Here is a 17404-nt window from a genome sequence, read left to right on the forward strand (position 1 = left end):
TGGTGAGGTGTAAAAATGAAGAAATTACTTTCCATAATCATATTAGTTGAATATGAAATAGGTTTGTTAAATGAAATTATTCAGAGTGCTAAAAGTTTATTTCCATATGAGATTATTATAGTAATAAATGAGAAGCGAAACATAAACAAAAAAACTCTAACTGAATCTGGAGTTAAATGTATTAGAAGTGATTCAGAAAATATGCGTGTTATAGGGGCAAAAGAAGCAAAAGGAGATATATTGTTATTTTTAGATGATAGTAATAGTATTTCTGCATGTGAACTTAAACAATTTATGCAACCTGCTATTAAAGATAATGCAGATGTGGTTTTAAATAACTTGCACTCTTTCTTTATTGAAAGACAGAAAAAAGAATTTCCAGGTGCTAATATTATTTGGAGACAAATTATAAATGAAGTGTTAGGAGCGAATGAATTAAAAATAAATTCTTTGCTCTCTTTACCAAATATAATTACAAAAAAAGCTTTACAAGAAATTAAATATGAAACTCTTAAAAACCCTGTTTTGGCGCAAATAAGACTTATTGAAGAAGAAAAAAAGTTTAGTTGCCATTACTTTATAGAAACACAATTGGCTAAAGAGTTTTGTTTAGAAGAAAGAGCATTAAATGAAAGATCATTAGTAGATATAGAAAAGAAAAATATGAACAAACACTTAGTTGCTATGGCAGAATGGTTAATGAAAACTGGAATTAGGGGAATGTATCATGATGTTACAAGAAATCGAAAACTTGTAAATATTCTTAAAAAACATAATACCATCCCTTTTTCACAAAAAGGATGGGGAATTCAATCACAAAAATATAACGGAAAACAATTGTCTGTAATTATACCCGCTCAGAATGAGGAAGCAACAATTGGACAAGTAATTTGTGAAGTGAGAAAAATTGAGCCCCTAGAAATTATTGTCGTTGTAAATGGTTCCACAGATAATACAGCAAATGTTGCTACGCAACTTGGTGCTACTGTTATTACGTATAAAAATCCGTTAGGGCATGATGTGGGAAGAGCAATTGGCACTGTAGCAGCAAAGGGAGATATTCTTTTATTTTTAGATGGTGATCTTGTTGTTTCTGCAAAAGATCTATATCCATTTCCACAAGCTATTGCAGATGGATGTGATGTTGCCTTAAATGATTTAAATCCCTTTTTATGTAAACATTTTCCCCTTCATATTGTCACCTTATTTAAATACGCGTTGAACTTAGCATGTGATAGAAAAGATTTAGGTGTAGGTTCACTTACAGCAATTCCACATGCAATTAGTAAACAATTTATAAATGATATCGGATGGGATATATTACTCTGTCCAAGCGTTGCGCAGGTAAACGCTATTTTAAATGATTACAAGATAGAATGTGTACATTATGTAGACGTAATTAAAAATAATCGGCTCCGCCCGAATGAAAATGTTGTAGCGAAAGGAATTTCTCCAACTATATCACTCATTCTGGGAGATCATTTGGAGGGTTTCTCTTATTTGTTGAATCATAGCAAAATGTAAGTATATTTTAGATAGATGGGAAGGGTGATTAAACTGTTAGATCAGTATAAAAAAATCAATATTTCATATGAACAATTACAGCAAATGAATTTTCAAACTACGGAACCTTTTATACTCAAAATTGATTGGGATAAAGTAGCTTATGAATTTTTAATTCGTATTAAGCATAATGCTTCCAATGTTATTGTTTTTGGCTCTGGAGCAGGTGGTTTTCAAGAACAACCAATTGGTCCACCTATTTTTCATAGACATTCTTGGATGGAAGAATTTGAAGATACTGTTATATATTATAATGATCCTACTTTATATCATGGAGAAATATCTTTAGGTTGGGGACAGGGGGAGTTAGATAGATTTTATTTACAAGATATCGCAAATATTTTAAAACTATTATTGATAAAGTTGCAAGTTGATTCGAAAAATGTGTTGTTTTATGGAAGTTCCGGGGGAGGATTTATGTCTTTAATATTAGCTGGTTTCGTAAAGGGTTCCACAGCTTTAGTTAATAATCCTCAAACAAATTTAATGAAATGGATACCTGTACCGGTAAATCAAGTTTTCAATTTATCTTATCCAGGCTTATCAAGAGAAGAAATTGAAGAGAAATTTGGCGAAAGAATTAACATCACGGATTTTTTTAAGAGTATTGAATACGTTCCAAATATTTATTTTTTACAAAATGTCGCATGTGAATTTGATGTGCAAAATCACTTACTACCATTTATTTCTGGGTTAGAGCAAATGGATGAAAATACGGAAGTGAATCAAATTTTAGTAGACTTATATTTCGACAAGAAAGCAGGGCATGCAGCTTTAGAGAAGAATGAAACGATTGAATATATAAAAAAGGTAAAACCTAATCAGACTGTAAGAGAGGTGAAAGAAGGAGTGGAATTGTCAGTCGTTATTGTCGTGGGAGAGCAAAAGTCGAAATTAAATCGAATTTTAGAGAAATTAAATTATTTAAAACCACTAGAAATTATCATTGTAGCTGATAATAGAATGAATACTATACAATCAATAACGACAATTGTTGAAAGTAATGTTGTTGTTATTGAAGAGAAAAACAAATGTAAAGCACCAGTTAATGGGGCAAGAATAGCCAATGGAGATGCTGTCTTATTTTTAGACGGAGAAGATGTTGTTTTTTCAGTGGAGTTAGCACAATTTTTAAAGCCGCTATTAAAAAAAGAAACAGATGTAATATTGAATAACGCAGACTCCGTATATTTTGAAAAAATGAAAATAGAGTGGCCGAGTATTGCTATGGTGTATAGAAAAGTATTAAATGACGTATTAGGACATATGGATTTAAAGTATGATTCGATGTTATCTATGCCATATGCCATTTCAAAAAAAGTAATTGAAGACATTGGATATGACATCTTACAGAATCCTATACTTGCTCAAGCAACACTTATTGAGAAAGGGTGGCGAGTACACACCTCATCAGCAATTACTAAAACCTCTTTGAATAATATATCTACAAATAAAAACTCTTTCTCTGGAAATGAATTAACTAAATTAGAAGTGCGTGAGATTAAAAAAAATGTAAAAGTATTAGAAAACTGGTTACAACGAAAAGGTGATAGAGGTAACTATACGGATGGAGGAAGGAAAAGAGAAATTATAGAGCAACTAAAAATACAAAAAAATTATTTGCGTTTCCATAAAGGATGGGGAATGAAGTCTTCTATTTATAATGGAAAACAGCTATCAATTATTATACCAGCACAAAATGAAGAAGCGACGATTAAACAAGTTATTCTTGAGGCAAGAAAAATTGAACCGAAAGAAATAATTGTTGTTATAAATGGATCGACAGATCGGACAGAGGAAATTTCAAAGCAATTAGGAGCAACAGTGATTGTCTATCAAGAAGCGTTAGGACATGATGTCGGGCGTGCAATTGGTGCGCAGGAGGCCATAGGAGATATACTTCTCTTTATAGATGCCGATTTTGCTATTCCAGCAAAAGATTTACATCCATTAACGCAAGCTGTTACTGACGGTGTTGATATTGCTTTAAACGATTTAAATTTAAATCTTAGATTCCCTCTATATATTGTAAATATATATAAATATATGTTGAATATTGCTTGTAACCGTAAAGATTTAGGAGTGGGATCTCTTGTAGCGGTTCCTCATGCTATTAGTAGAAAATGTTTAGAGGGAATTGGCTGGGATACTCTTCACACATCATGTATTGCACAAGTAAAAGCAATATTAGAAGGATATAAAGTAGAATGTGTTCATTATGTAGATGTAATGAAACCAAATCGTATTCGACCACATGAGCACTTCGCGACAATAGGGCATCCGCCAGCTGTATTAAGAATTACTGGTGATCATTTAGAAGGCCTTTCGTATTTATTGAAGCATAGGAATTTTAAAGATTTATTTCTATTTTAAGAGGTGATTCAGTCGATTAATCAATTGAGAAATATAAATATTTCATATGAGCAACTTGAAGGCATTTATTTTAATATGGAAGAACCGTTTTTACTAAGTGTAGAATGGCAAGGAATAAATTATGAGTTTATTATTAGAATGAAATTACAATCAAAAAAACTTATTATTTTGGGTTCGGGGGCAAGTGAAAAGCAGTCGCCACCTATTTTTCAAAGATACACTTGGATTAAGGATTTCGAAGAATCTGTAATTTTTTATAATGATCCAACCCTTTATTTAGGTGAAATTTCTTTAGGTTGGGGGCAAGGAACGATAGATAGGTATTACTTGAAAGATATAGCGATAATTTTAGAAAAAATAATAAGAAAGATAAATATTTTAAAAGAAAATGTGTTACTTTATGGAAGTTCAGGTGGAGGATTTATGTCCCTTATATTAGCAGGTTATTTAAGAGGGACTTTCGCATTGGTCAACAATCCTCAAACCATATTAACAAATTGGTATACTACTCCTATTACACAAGTTTTTCAGCTATCATATCCTAACTTATCAATACAAGAAATTAAAGATACGTTTGCAGAGAGAATAAATGTTATTGCATTTTATAATAAGATAGGCTATGTACCGCCAATTTATTACTTGCAAAATATAGCAGCTGATTTTGATATGAAAAATCATTTGGAGCCTTTTATAACTGGATTACAAGAATTAGAAAGGATAGATGCTGTAAATAAAGTTAAATTAGATTTATATTTTGATAAACAATTAGGGCACATCCCTTTAGAGAAGAATAAAATTATGCCATATATGAAACAAACGCTCTATGAAGATAGAATATTGTAATTAAAAGTTGAGAATCTCTTCATGTATTTGAAGAAGTTTTTACCTCTTTAGTTTATTTTATCTCACTATTTGCGGGCAGTAAAACTCCCACCTCAAAATTCGGCTGTAGCAAAGAAGTTAGGTGGGAGATCAACTGCCCATAATAGCACGATTGGTGAGGGTTGAATAAAGTTGTAACGATATTATTATTTTCTCATAAATTGATATTATGTGTAAGAAAGGAGGGAATATCTTGTCTTGCATCAACAAGAGTTGTTTTAACATTTGCTTAGAATCTATAGTTAATCCAAATGGTGGGGCAGAAATATTTGTAAGGTGCAATGATGAATGTCCATCTAATTTCAATGTAATACCATTCATTGCATGTATAGCTATTTCAGTAAAGGATGATTTTAGTTTCTTATCTTATTTAGATAGTTTAATAAAACGTTAATTAACTATCCAATTAATATTAAAGAAGCACCTAATTTATTAAATTTAGTAAGAGAGTTGTATCCGAATTTAAGTAACTGCATATATTGTTAAGAGAAAGGAGGGAGAGTTATGGCATGTACTACGAATAATGTTTGTTTTGATGTGTGCCTTAAGATTACAATTACCCCTGGAAGTGGAATTGATGCAGTAGTGGATTGTGGGGGTACATGTGGGACAAGTCCTACAATTGTAATTAGTTCTAGTGGATCAATTGTTATTACTTTACCATTAATTGCATGTTTCTCAATCTCGCTAAACGATGATTTAAGTGTTGCATCTTCATTAACAAGCCTCTATTTTCAAACTTCTTAAGAAAGATACAGAAATGAAAAGCCTGCCTGCTACTTTTCTTTTGATCTAATGTAAAAATAAAAAAGATGGTTACAACCATCTTTTTTATTTTGCTATATATTTAAAATAAATTCATATATTATTTGGTGGTAAGAATATACAATTAAAAGCATTCAGTGTTTCTTTTTTGTTCGATGAGGTAAGAAATTGCTTCTATATGATCACCAATGATTTGTTGCGTTGCTAATGAAAGAAAACCTTCTTGAGAGAAGTGTTTTTCTGGTCGAACACGATTCATCTTATCAACATCGACAGAATGGGCATTTTTCACATGAAGGCCTGCTAAAATTGTTTTAACTTGACTTGAGGTAGGTGAAAGAAGTGAATCAAAACCAATTGTATCAATACATTTGCGACTAAAAGCATGAGGCACAGCAATTGTGGATCCCATCCCTAAATCCTTTCGATTACATGCTAAATTCACAACATATTTACATGCGGTCACGATAGAATAAGGAAATCGATACATATAGTAATACTCTAACTTATTTAAAGCTAAATCTGTACCATTTTGAACAGATTGTACAAATGGTAATAGATCAGAACTAGGAATTAAGAAATCACCATCTATAAATAATAATATATCACCTTTTGCAAAACGTGCGCCAACAGCACGTCCAGTATCATTACCAAGTGGCTCTTTGTAGCTAATAACTGTTGCACCACAATTCTTTGCCAATGCCTCTGTTTTATCTGTTGCTCCATTAACAATAATGATAATCTCTAAAGGTTTTAATTTTTGTACCTCATAAATTACAGATTCTATCGTTTTTTCTTCATTTTGAACAGGGATGATAACCGATAATTGTTTATCCCCATAAGTATTCGAATAAAATTCTTTACCTGTACTTATTTTTGGCATATATTTTTGTTCGCCGTTTTGAAGCCCTAAAATAATATCCCGCCTTCGGCTACTATCAGTGTAGTTTCCTCTTGAATCTTGCGCTATATTTATCCAATGTTCAATAGCTTCAAGATGATAACAAGTGAGTTGTTTTGAAGGGAAGGAGGGGATTTGAGGTATATAAATTTTTAGATGATTGCAAATCTGAAATTTATATTTAATAATTTTCATTTGTGCCAATATCGGATTTGATAAACTTTCTGGAGTAATTGCCTCTAGAACTTTTTTTGTTATTGCATAGGGAGGAAATAATAATGAGTTAACATTTAAATCTGAACGATGAAAAAAATGATTCGTAACTTGCTGCCACATCATTGCTATATTAGGCCGTTGCTTCTTATAAAAAAAATAATCCAAATTATTTAATACTACATCAGCGGATCCGTCTAGTAATGGTTGAAGAAATTGTATAAGTGTGGAAGATTGAATAATGTAATTTTCATCTAAAAATAATAGGCAATTACCTCTTGCCTTTTTTGCTCCAATTGTATAACAAATATTATATTCTGTTGATTCTTCTAGTGTAATAACTTTACAACTGTAAGATCGTGTAATATCAATACAATCATCAATACATCCGTTAATAATAAGAATAACTTCTAAAGGTTTCAGTTGTTGACATGCTTTTAGAATTTCGGGTAAAACGCTTGTTTGATGCTGTATGGGGATAATAATAGAGATTGGATTTTTACACATAAGTAGTCTCCTTTTTAATCAGAGGTAGTTATTAATAAGAATAGATAAAATAGGAGATAAATATTTTCTTGTTACAAACATAGCAATTATTTAGTTTTATCTGCCTCCGAATTTTCATTAACTGAATTAGAACCTTTGTTTATACCAGAAGCTATTAAATTATTGAGAACACTAAGATCTAATTGCATAGGGATTGAGTTTTCGGATGTAGTTTTCTCATTTTCTTTTTTTGTAGTTAATATTGTTCTTATGGTTTTTATTTCTTTATATTGTTTTAAGATGATGAAAAAACCAGAAATGATTAAGAGAAAAGACAAAGAAGTAAGCAAAAATATTATCTCCAACATAAAATATCCTCCTTCAAAAAGAAAATTATAATAATATTATCTAATTAGGTATTTAATGATACTCCATATTTTTATGGTTGAATGCAATAAGAAGAAATTCGTATTAATGAGTTCGCTTTTCTAAATATATGCAAAATTTCAGTAAAAGTTACTGGTTTTTAAGTTAGAGGAAATAATTATAGGTACGTTGTACAATCTAATGAATTAAAGATTTATTTGTAGTGTAAAGGTATATATTATATAAGCTACACGTCATTATATAAAAGTTAAACAGGGTGTAACTTTATAGAAAAAGAGCATTTAATTGGACAAATAATTAATTATGTGAAATAATAATAACAGATAAGGAGACGTTGTTTTTCCTTAAGTGCTTCGAATTAATTTTATTCAATAAGAGAAGGTGTGCTTAAAGAAGTTAAATTAAATAAGGAGCTGTTTTATTATATGCAACAAAATAATGATTTAAATTTTGAACCTCAAGACGTTAATATTGTCAATCCTAAACAAGCCAGGAAAGCAGTAATTGCTACTGGTATAGGGAACGCAATGGAGTGGTTTGACTTCGGATTATACGCGTATTTAGCGGTAATTTTAAGTCAATTATTCTTCTCAGGTGTTGATAATAGTGGATTGCAACTTGTACTTACATTCGGTACATTTGCAGCAGCCTTTCTCGTTCGACCAATCGGAGGTGTATTCTTTGGTAGAATAGGAGATAAGTACGGCCGAAAAATCGTGTTAAGTACTACTATTATTTTAATGGCACTTTCTACATTATTCATCGCATTACTACCAACCTATGAACAAATTGGTGTATGGGCACCAATACTACTTTTAGTTGCCCGAATGATTCAAGGCTTCTCTACAGGCGGCGAATATTCAGGAGCAATGGTTTATATCGCAGAATCTTCTCCAGATAAAAAGCGTGGTATACTCGGTAGTGGTCTTGAAATTGGAACACTCTCAGGTTACATTGCTGCATCGGTAATTGTTACCATTTTGACGTTATTGTTAACAGATGAGCAAATGCTCAGCTGGGGATGGCGTATTCCATTCTTAATAGCTGCACCAATTGGTTTGGTCGGTTTATACTTACGCCGTCATCTAGATGAATCTCCAATCTTTGAAGAGATGGAAAAAGCACAAGAGGAATCTGAAGACAATGAACAATTTTCATTTATGGATATTATTAAATATCACAAAAAAGACTTCTTATTAAGCACAGTAATTGTCGCCTTCTTTAATATTACAAATTATATGATTCTTTCGTATATTCCTTCTTATCTAACTCAAGTACTTAAAGTCGAAGAAACAACAGGCTTATTAATTATTTCTATTACGATGGCACTTATGATTCCACTAGCACTATATTTCGGTAAATTAAGTGATAAAATTGGTAATAAACGTGTTGTGCAAATTGGTTTACTTGGTTTAACTGTATTTGCAATTCCAGCATTTTTACTAATAGGTAACGGACATATTGCAGCTATATTTGCAGGTATTTTCGTACTAGGTTTCTTCTTAAGTGTATATGAAGGAACATTACCTTCATTATTACCATCACTCTTTTTCACTGATGTACGTTATCGAGCACTTTCGATCTCATTTAATATTTCTGTATCGATATTCGGTGGAACAACACCGCTTGTATGTTCATACTTAGTTCATGCAACTGGTAACCCGCTCGCACCGGCATTTTATTTAGCAGGTGTAAGTATTATTGGATTAGTTGTATTTAGTGTACTATTCGTTACGACTTCAGGGCGTGCGCTAAAAGGTTCATATCCTACAGTAGAAACGAAAAAAGAAGCACACCAAATCGCTAAAGAAGATCCTGAAGAAACACTTTGGTGGCATGAAGAGTCATTAGAAATTGAAGCAGGGAAGAATGCTTCCATTTAAAAAGCAACGTAGAAGTATAAAAAGACTCCTATGAATATAGGAGTCTTTTTGTTACGTTATTTCTTTCGTTTCTTCAAACTTTTTTGATATGCATAAAGCTTATGAATCTCTTCCATAAATTCATGTAGAAGTACAGTGTTTGCACCATTTGAATACCGCACCGTATTATAAGCATCTATAATAATATCACTTTGAATATTTACATCTTCTTCATCGTTTATTCTTTCTAGCCAAGCCTCAACAGTTTCTCCCCGTTTTCTATTTAAAGGAGAGGTTAACTTACTCTCTAGCTTGAAAATTTCCTTCCGAATTTCGTTATGTGGCGGTTTATTTCGTTTAAAACGATTTTGGCTTATTCCTTCTTTATCAGTAATGATAGTAGATTCGAAGGCGGGCATATTTGGTAAACTTAAATGTTTTCGTTTTTTTACTATTTTCCAAACGACGTAAATAGCGATAGCTGTACAGACTATTATTGTAGCGCTATTTATGAGTATTGGATCAAAATCAGGAATTTTTTTTCCGTCTTCAATTTTGGGTTTTAAGAGATGTCCTTTATTTGCCCAAACATCTTCAGTATCTTTTAATTCCGCTGCTTTAATTAATGGCATTAAAGCATAGCCGACGCCTAATGCGACTACTTCCGTTATAAAACCAAAAATAAGTCGAATGAAAGGAAATACTTGAACAATTAATATACTCATTAAGCCAATCGTAATGATAGAAGCAAAACGTAATAGTTGTTGTTTGCGATTTGCCCCGGTTAACCAAAATGTAATCATAAGATGCAAGGCTAACATTAATAGTTTCCACAACGGTGGAAAGGGTGCATAAAATATAGCTGAAACGACAAACCATACAATACCACCTAAAGATTTTTGAACTGGATATCCAGGTCCGACCACATGTACGATAAAGAAAAATAGTGGTAATATGATTGTGCCAAAAAGAGAAAAAGGTAAAAATAAAGAGAAAAGAACGATTTGAAGAACTAAAAGTATTACAAATCCTGTTGTTTTTTTCTGCATAAATTTATGAATAAGAAATACTCCAATATAGCCTGTTGTTAAAAATATTGCAATACTAATTAGTTCATCTCTTTCTGTTAATAATGAAAGCAGGAGGAGCAGAATGAAATCATGAATGTGATATAGCCAAGTTTTCAACTGGTTCCACCATCCCTTCACTAGTAATGAGAAACGTTGGCTGCGAGAGAAGAGGGAGTTCATTTTTTTGTAAACCAATGTATATCATTGTAGACGATCGTTCTCTCTTTCTCTTTACATAATGAAGGAATCCTTGTTTCGGAAGTAACGTACTATCATCTGAAATACGGGCTAATTCTTCTAAAGCTTTTGCATATTGTGTTTGTCCTTCATTTAACGGTACATGTAATGCACCGCCTTCTGCTAATACACTAATAAACAATTCAAACGGAATGTGGTGCTTCGTTGTGTACTGGAAAATGTATGTTGCATATGAAATAAGTTCTTCTACATTATCTTTCCAACCAAATCCACGATCGGCAGCTAAAGAAAGACAAATCGTCCAACTATAATTTTTTACAGGTTCATATTGCTTCGCTTGTAATTGTTGCATTTTAGCAGATGCCTTCCAATGAATAGAGCGGAAAGACTCACGCTCATATCGCTTTACACCGATAATAGATGTTTCATCATTGTAAAAAGAAAAATTCGTTCGATAAAATCCATTCAAAAGTTGCTGAAGTTCTTGCAAACCTGCTACTTCTTTAGGAGAAGGATACACAATAATTTCAGTCCTTAATTTATCAAAAACAGGTAAATGTACAGTTAATAGATGAAATGGATCTTTTAATACACATTCAAACTGTTCAATTTGAAACACACCACGCTTCGTTGCGGTTAATGTTAAACCCCATTTTTGTGCCGAATGTGCGGGTTGTGAAAATGGGAAAGAGAATAATGTTTTTGATATTTGTTCAATGCCTTGCTCTTTATGCGGTATAAGGGACGAATTTAAATGAAAGTAACAAACACCATTAACGAGCGGTATGCTGGCTCCATTTTTTAAATGAATAAAAAACTGTCCAGATTCCTCAGGAAAAAGCCGTGTAGTTTGTTTCTCATTTATGATTTGAAACTTCTTCTCTATGAAAGCGACATATTTATAAATAAAAATCGCAAATATATAATAGAAGAAAAAGAGAAACATAAGCATTCGTTGCGGGAAAAAGAATGTGAAAAGTAACGCGATTGGAACGGTTAGTTGAATAATATGGAGTTGAAAAAATAAAGGCACAGTTACAACACGCTGTCCATTCATGCTTGCTCAATCTCCACAGGTACGTCAACTTCTTTTAAAATACTTTGCATTATATCATTTTTAGTCGTGCGCAGGGCACCTTCCATTGATAAGACGATACGGTGATTCCAAACAGAAGGAACTAACAATTGTATATCTTCTGGTGTGCAATATTCTCTCCCGCGTAAAAAGGCTAAAGCTTGAACAGCACGTACTAAAGCTAATGTGGCACGTGGGCTTACACCGTTAGCGATATAATCATGATTTCTTGTAGCATGAGCAAGTTTAATAATGTAATGTTCTAACGGTTCCGAAACAAATATTTCTTTTACTCGTTTTTGAGATTCTAAAATATCTTCTAATGAGATGACAGATGTGACACTTTCTAATGGTAAATCGTTCCGAAAACGTCGCATCATTTGTAGCTCATCTTCAGGAGTAGGATAACCGATTGAAATCGTCATTAAAAAGCGATCAAGCTGTGCATCTGGAAGAGGGAAAGTCCCTTGTGATTCAATTGGGTTTTGCGTCGCAATAACAAAGAACGGTTTCGGCAGAGGCGTAGATTGTTTTTCGAGCGTCACTTGTCGTTCTTCCATCGCTTCTAACAAACTCGACTGCGTTCTCGGCATTGCACGGTTAATTTCATCTGCTAGCAAAATGTTTGTCATAACTGGTCCAATTCTTAATTCGAATTCGCTTGTTTTTGGGTTGAAGTATTCAATACCTGTTACATCACTTGGAAGTACATCAGGGGTGAATTGAACGCGAGAAAAACTACCACCAATACTTTTGGAAATGGTTTTCGCCAGTAACGTTTTCCCAGTACCAGGCACGTCTTCGAGCAATACATGCCCACCAGCAAGAAGTGAAACGAGCAGTAGATCAATAACATTTTCTTTCCCAACAAACACAGATCCGATGTTTTCTTTCAATTTATTTATCATATGTACCATTCCTTTCATTATAAAAGAGCTAATATTTCTATATTTTAACAAATTATTCAGAAAATTTGTATGGTTTTTTAATTCAAAGAAATGGATATTTAATTATTAAATTACTCTTGCATATTTTGGAATATGATTATACAATATCGATATGCGATGTATCGTAAGTCGATATATCATAAGGCGATGTATCGGAGGTAGTTATAATGAATGGGAAGGCGCAAAAATATATTCCGTTAACTGAGGCGACATATTACATATTATTGTCACTCGTGAAGCCGTTGCATGGCTACGGAATTATGCAAATGGTAGAAGAGATGACAAATGGGGAAGTAAAGCTCGGCCCTGGTACTTTATATGGAAATACGACGAAATTACTAAAAGAGAAGTTAATTGTTGAAGTTGCCTCTACAGACAGAAAGAAGTGCTATGAGTTAACGCCGTTTGGGAGAGAAGTGCTGGAACTGGAGTACAATAGATTGCAGAGATCTGTAAGGAATGGAAATAGTATATTAGGGGAGTGAATGGGAAATGGAGACAAAGAAGGTATTCAAACCTTTTGCGATGTAAATGTCAAGATAAACATGTACATTTTCGCTTGTTTAAGCATGTACAAAATCAATCATTTTCTTTGCTAAAATGATCTTTAATTCGATAGGATTGTCCTACAATACTGACCACCGTGGCATGATGTAAGACACGATCTAGTATGGCATTGGCGAGTTTAGGGTCCTGGAATACTTCGTCCCAAGACTTGAAGTTGATATTGGTCGTTAGGATGGTACTACGCTTTTCATAACGCATATCGATTAATTGAAAGAATAATTTTGCATCCTCCGGATCAATAGGCAAGTACCCAATTTCATCAATAATAAGTAATTTGTATTTTGTATAGTGCTTTAAACGAGATTCTAGGCGATTCTCAATCTTGGCACGTTTTAAATTTTGAAGTAAATCATGACATTTAATAAAATAAGTACTTGTTCGCTTTTTAGCTGCTGCTATACCAATAGACGTGGCCAAATGGGTCTTACCAACACCACTAGGTCCTAAAAATACTATGTTTTCTTGTTGCTCTAAGAAACGTAGAGAAATAAAATCTAAGATTTGTTGTTTATTAATACTCGGCTGGAATTCGAAATCAAACTCATCAACCTCCTTTCTATGAGGAAATGCGCCCATTTTCACCATAGAATGAATCATATTTTGTTCTCGTACATCAATCTCATAGTTTGTCAGTTTAACAAGTGTCTCTACGAAGGATAATTCATTATTAATGCTAAAATCGACTACGTCACCTAAATGTTGTGCCATTTGTTTTAATTTTAAATACTCTAGGTTTGTTGTTAATTGTTGATAGCTATTCTTCATTTCTATATACCTCACCAATTACTGATAAATTTTGTTTCGCCAAATTGTCAATGTTCGGATATTTAGGTAGTGACTTAGCCAATGCTTTTTTATAATGTTCTTCTTTATAATTGAGCTTAGATTGGCTGATTTTATGTTGTACAATTAACTTCATGTTATGATAAACATATATTTGATTATCATATACTTGTAAACCGACGGTTTTACCTTGATATTCAGCTGGAACTGAGTATTGATTCGATTTGTAAGATATCATGCCTGATGTATTAACTTTTACAAGTTTATGCTTAATCATATAGGAATCTCTTATCGCGCTCTTCGGGAGTGGTTGTAGGAGATTCTTTTCCTGTTTTAGGGCAAACACTGGAATCTTACCAGTCCCTTGATGAAATGTTTGATTAATTCTTGCACATAATTTTTGCACAAATTCATGTAATTCTTCAAAAGTGAATCTTCCTTGATAAGCATGAATTTCGTCTAGAAGTTTCATTGGCGCTTCTACTTTCCCTTTGGTATTTGGTCGCCCTGCGATACAAGGTTGTACCTTAAATCCAAAATCTTGAGCGAATTGGGCAAACTTATTGTTAATCGTTCCTGTAAAGTGTTCTGTTCGAGCTTCATCCATTACCGTCTTCATATTATCCGTGACAATTACCTTCGGTACACCACCAAACATTTCAAATGCCTCTGTCATAAATGACATTAAAACACTTTGTGATTTTGAAATATTCAAATGAAAAACTTTAAATCTCGAGTAGGACAATAAAAGTACAGCTACATTCACATATACGATTTCGCCACTTTTGGTTTCAAATCGTATGCTTTCTTTCCAATCTAATTGAGCTTGTTCTCCTGGAGGTGTCTCATAACGGACACCCACTGAATGACCTGATAAAATACGCTTCCCCTCATCAAAATATGTTCTAAATTCAGGCTTTCTATTAATATAAGCACGAAATGCAGACTGTGAACATTTTAAACCGTGATTGTCTGTTAGATACTGCCATAACACTCGTTTGTAGTAGAAGATTTGTTTAGAATCACTAGATAAAAGAGCTGCAATCACTTCATAATATGTATCGATTTTCGATGTTTTATTTTTTGTCCCTTTTGGTGTAAAACCATTCAAATACTTATCTATGGTACGCCGATCCACATTCAATTCTCTGGCTAATTGACTTTTATTTATCTTCATTTTTAAGTTCCCCATTAGTTTTTTAAAATTTGGTAAGTCTGAAAGACTTTTAACCTCAAATTCTGTTTGAATATCTAGCTTAATATACATACTAACCACCTCAGAGTCAGTATGGAGAATCCAATTGAAAATGTACATATTTATTCAAGCGTTAATGTACATATTTAAGTTAGCATTTATATGCGATATGGAGTTTGGAAAAAGAAGAAGCTTTTTTAAGAAAAATGCATCAAAAAGGATGGGCTTTACAAAAGTATAATGTAATGTATACGTTTAAGAAAACTGAACCAAAAGATGTAGTATATAAAGCGGATTTTAGACTGGATTATAAAGATTCAAAAGAAAAACAAAAAGAATATATTGAAATATATGAAATGTGTGGATGGAAACATGTAACGAGTTTTGCGAAGTGGAATTATTTTTGTAAAGAAGTAGACGTGGAAAATGAGTTACCTGATATTTATTCAGACAAAGAAACGAAGATACAAAAATTTGTTGAATTGATACAGTTCGTTGCAATTATGTTTGTAATGTTAATTCCAGTGCTTTACTTATGTTTTCTTGGAGTATCAGAATCAGGATTATATAAAGGTATGGTTGGGTTTTTAGTTTGTATATATTTATATGCGTTTATTAATTTATTTAGGAAGATTAAAAAGTTGAAAAAGGAAATATTTTAACAAAGAGTGATATTCTTAGAGAAGATTATTGATGGGAATCAACTTCTCTAATTTCTATATATATTTATTTTGTTCATTCTTTTTTATATAATAAAAGACCAACTTTTTAATTCATAGAACTAACAGTTACAAAGATAATATACCATAATACCAGTAACAACACCTAAAAAAATCATAAATGAAGAAGAAATAATCAATAATAACGAACTAGCAATTAATATTAATTTAATAGATTTTTAATTTTTAAAATGGTAGTAAAGTAAAAGACTATAAATAGTAGAAACAAACCATATTGTTAGACCGTAAGGAGTCGTTATTTTCTCCCAATCGAAGATCCAAAAGTAAAAGATGACTATATGACAAGTTAATAGTAGAAATATTGATGGAAGCGTTATTTTTTTATTATTTGTTTTACCTCGCTTATGTAAACATTCCCAAAAGAGTGCGAAGTTTAACATATAATAAGGAAGAAATCCATTTTTAATTAACTTATTAAACGAAAAAATCCCTTATAGAAAAATCTATTTCTATAAGGGATAATCATGTTTTTATTAGAAAGACTGATTTTGAGCAGGTTTAATAAATTGTTCTGGGTTTTCAACAAGCCCACATACAGCGCATTGGACGCGATAAGTAGGTCCTTGATAGGCCATATGAAAAGCATTCATCGTTTCATTTGTGTATTCTTCTTCTACTTGACCAGTTTGTGGATTTAATTTGACTGGTTTTACTTGTTGCTCAAGAATATTAAAGCGGGTACGGTTTGTTTTACAACTTGGACATAGCATTGGTTCCATATGTATACACCTCCATTTGTATCATTTCTTAAAATCTTTAATTTTATGCAAGCAAAAAACTTTCTCAATATAAATAGGTGTTTAATGTATTTAAAATTCAGAAAAAATAAAATATAATAAAAGTACGAACTGGTTATGTCCAAACCAAATCTCCTGTTTTATGCCAATAAGCTGGGGGGCCGAGAAATCGGCCTCATTTTTTTGTGCTCGTTACTATAAGAAACAAGGTTTTTATGAGACATTTGTCGAAATTTTAGGGATGGATATAAAGGGGGATGTAAAATGAATTTAAAAATGAAGTACATCATTTTATATGTAGAAAAGTTTGAGGCATGTTTAAGGTTCTATAAAGATATTTTACAGTTACCTATAAAAGCAGAGCACGGAACATATATTGAATTTAATACTGGAACTACCATTTTAGCGATGAATACGCGGCAAGATGTGAAAGAATTAACAGGACTACCGCTTACAGAAGGTGAATTACAGTCTTCTCATTTCGAATTAGGATTCGTTGTTGAGAATGTACAAGAAACGATTGAGCAATTTAGAGAGCAAGGTATTAAAATTTTAGTGGAGCCAATTGTGAAACCGTGGGGACAAACAATTGCCTACATTGCCGATCCAGATGGGAATTATATTGAAATTTGCAGTTCATTAGAATAAAAGGAGAAAAAG

17 protein-coding genes and 1 pseudogene are annotated in these 17404 nt (G+C 32.4%); 9 read left to right on the forward strand and 9 right to left on the reverse strand.

Going from position 1 to position 17404, the window contains the following annotated elements:
- The first annotated feature begins 15 nt into the window (after nucleotides 1–15).
- The 5 genes from ACXKY9_RS12985 (at nucleotide 16) to ACXKY9_RS13005 (ending at nucleotide 5565) form a co-directional block, all read left to right on the forward strand.
- Nucleotides 16–1524, forward strand: a complete 1509-nt coding sequence (locus tag ACXKY9_RS12985) for a glycosyltransferase family 2 protein (protein WP_000735456.1) — start codon at nucleotides 16–18, stop codon at nucleotides 1522–1524.
- A gap of 84 nt (nucleotides 1525–1608) precedes the next feature.
- A complete protein-coding gene (locus tag ACXKY9_RS12990) occupies nucleotides 1609–3936 on the forward strand; it encodes a glycosyltransferase family 2 protein (protein WP_170921869.1) in 2328 nt (775 codons plus the stop codon).
- A gap of 3 nt (nucleotides 3937–3939) precedes the next feature.
- Nucleotides 3940–4779: a hypothetical protein gene (locus ACXKY9_RS12995; protein ID WP_003284617.1), complete on the forward strand. Its 840-nt coding sequence runs from the start codon at nucleotides 3940–3942 to the stop codon at nucleotides 4777–4779.
- A gap of 232 nt (nucleotides 4780–5011) precedes the next feature.
- Entirely contained in the window at nucleotides 5012–5212 is a 201-nt protein-coding gene (locus ACXKY9_RS13000; RefSeq protein ID WP_033676526.1) for a hypothetical protein, read from the forward strand.
- 110 nt (nucleotides 5213–5322) lie between these two features.
- A complete protein-coding gene (locus ACXKY9_RS13005; RefSeq protein WP_000752467.1) occupies nucleotides 5323–5565 on the forward strand; it encodes a hypothetical protein in 243 nt (80 codons plus the stop codon).
- A 142-nt stretch (nucleotides 5566–5707) separates the two neighbouring features.
- Here ACXKY9_RS13005 and ACXKY9_RS13010 read toward each other — a convergent pair whose 3' ends face one another.
- Nucleotides 5708–7204 carry a glycosyltransferase gene (locus ACXKY9_RS13010; RefSeq protein WP_000335240.1) on the reverse strand — a complete coding sequence of 499 codons (1497 nt, stop codon included), beginning with the start codon at nucleotides 7202–7204 and terminating at the stop codon, nucleotides 5708–5710.
- Nucleotides 7205–7290: 86 nt separating this feature from the next.
- On the reverse strand, nucleotides 7291–7551 hold the full coding sequence (locus tag ACXKY9_RS13015; RefSeq protein ID WP_000889686.1) for a hypothetical protein: 261 nt from the start codon (nucleotides 7549–7551) through the stop codon (nucleotides 7291–7293).
- Nucleotides 7552–7995: 444 nt separating this feature from the next.
- Here ACXKY9_RS13015 and ACXKY9_RS13020 point away from each other — a divergent pair, with 444 nt between their 5' ends.
- Nucleotides 7996–9453, forward strand: a complete 1458-nt coding sequence (locus ACXKY9_RS13020) for an MFS transporter (RefSeq protein ID WP_001186926.1) — start codon at nucleotides 7996–7998, stop codon at nucleotides 9451–9453.
- 56 nt (nucleotides 9454–9509) lie between these two features.
- Here ACXKY9_RS13020 and ACXKY9_RS13025 read toward each other — a convergent pair whose 3' ends face one another.
- The 3 genes from ACXKY9_RS13025 to ACXKY9_RS13035 are packed head-to-tail and all read right to left on the reverse strand — an operon-like array spanning nucleotide 9510 to nucleotide 12683.
- Nucleotides 9510–10619, reverse strand: coding sequence for a DUF4018 domain-containing protein (locus ACXKY9_RS13025; protein ID WP_000860486.1), 1110 nt, complete (start codon nucleotides 10617–10619; stop codon nucleotides 9510–9512).
- Nucleotides 10591–11757 carry a DUF58 domain-containing protein gene (locus ACXKY9_RS13030; protein ID WP_001014389.1) on the reverse strand — a complete coding sequence of 389 codons (1167 nt, stop codon included), beginning with the start codon at nucleotides 11755–11757 and terminating at the stop codon, nucleotides 10591–10593. The genes ACXKY9_RS13025 and ACXKY9_RS13030 overlap by 29 nt, the downstream gene beginning before the upstream one ends.
- Complete coding sequence (locus tag ACXKY9_RS13035) at nucleotides 11754–12683, reverse strand: AAA family ATPase (RefSeq protein ID WP_000608798.1); 930 nt, start codon at nucleotides 12681–12683, stop codon at nucleotides 11754–11756. The genes ACXKY9_RS13030 and ACXKY9_RS13035 overlap by 4 nt, the downstream gene beginning before the upstream one ends.
- Before the next feature lie 206 nt (nucleotides 12684–12889).
- Here ACXKY9_RS13035 and ACXKY9_RS13040 point away from each other — a divergent pair, with 206 nt between their 5' ends.
- The gene (locus ACXKY9_RS13040) at nucleotides 12890–13207 is read left to right on the forward strand and encodes a PadR family transcriptional regulator (RefSeq protein ID WP_001013432.1); all 318 of its coding nucleotides are present in this window, start codon (nucleotides 12890–12892) and stop codon (nucleotides 13205–13207) included.
- Between the two features lie 94 nt (nucleotides 13208–13301).
- Here ACXKY9_RS13040 and istB read toward each other — a convergent pair whose 3' ends face one another.
- A complete protein-coding gene (istB, locus tag ACXKY9_RS13045) occupies nucleotides 13302–14054 on the reverse strand; it encodes an IS21-like element IS232 family helper ATPase IstB (protein WP_000798699.1) in 753 nt (250 codons plus the stop codon).
- Entirely contained in the window at nucleotides 14044–15339 is a 1296-nt protein-coding gene (gene istA / locus ACXKY9_RS13050) for an IS21-like element IS232 family transposase (protein ID WP_000275580.1), read from the reverse strand. Before istA ends, istB begins: the two co-directional genes overlap by 11 nt.
- A gap of 134 nt (nucleotides 15340–15473) precedes the next feature.
- Here istA and ACXKY9_RS13055 point away from each other — a divergent pair, with 134 nt between their 5' ends.
- A complete protein-coding gene (locus ACXKY9_RS13055; RefSeq protein WP_002133653.1) occupies nucleotides 15474–15929 on the forward strand; it encodes a DUF2812 domain-containing protein in 456 nt (151 codons plus the stop codon).
- Between the two features lie 106 nt (nucleotides 15930–16035).
- Here ACXKY9_RS13055 and ACXKY9_RS13060 read toward each other — a convergent pair.
- A pseudogene (locus ACXKY9_RS13060) lies at nucleotides 16036–16387 on the reverse strand (hypothetical protein).
- A 93-nt stretch (nucleotides 16388–16480) separates the two neighbouring features.
- Nucleotides 16481–16726, reverse strand: coding sequence for a hypothetical protein (locus ACXKY9_RS13065; RefSeq protein ID WP_000433609.1), 246 nt, complete (start codon nucleotides 16724–16726; stop codon nucleotides 16481–16483).
- 282 nt (nucleotides 16727–17008) lie between these two features.
- On the opposite strand from ACXKY9_RS13065, the gene ACXKY9_RS13070 reads away from it, so the two are divergent.
- Entirely contained in the window at nucleotides 17009–17392 is a 384-nt protein-coding gene (locus ACXKY9_RS13070; RefSeq protein WP_001049847.1) for a VOC family protein, read from the forward strand.
- Nucleotides 17393–17404 lie beyond the last annotated feature (12 nt).

It is taken from the genome of Bacillus sp. 2175, assembly GCF_057812155.1.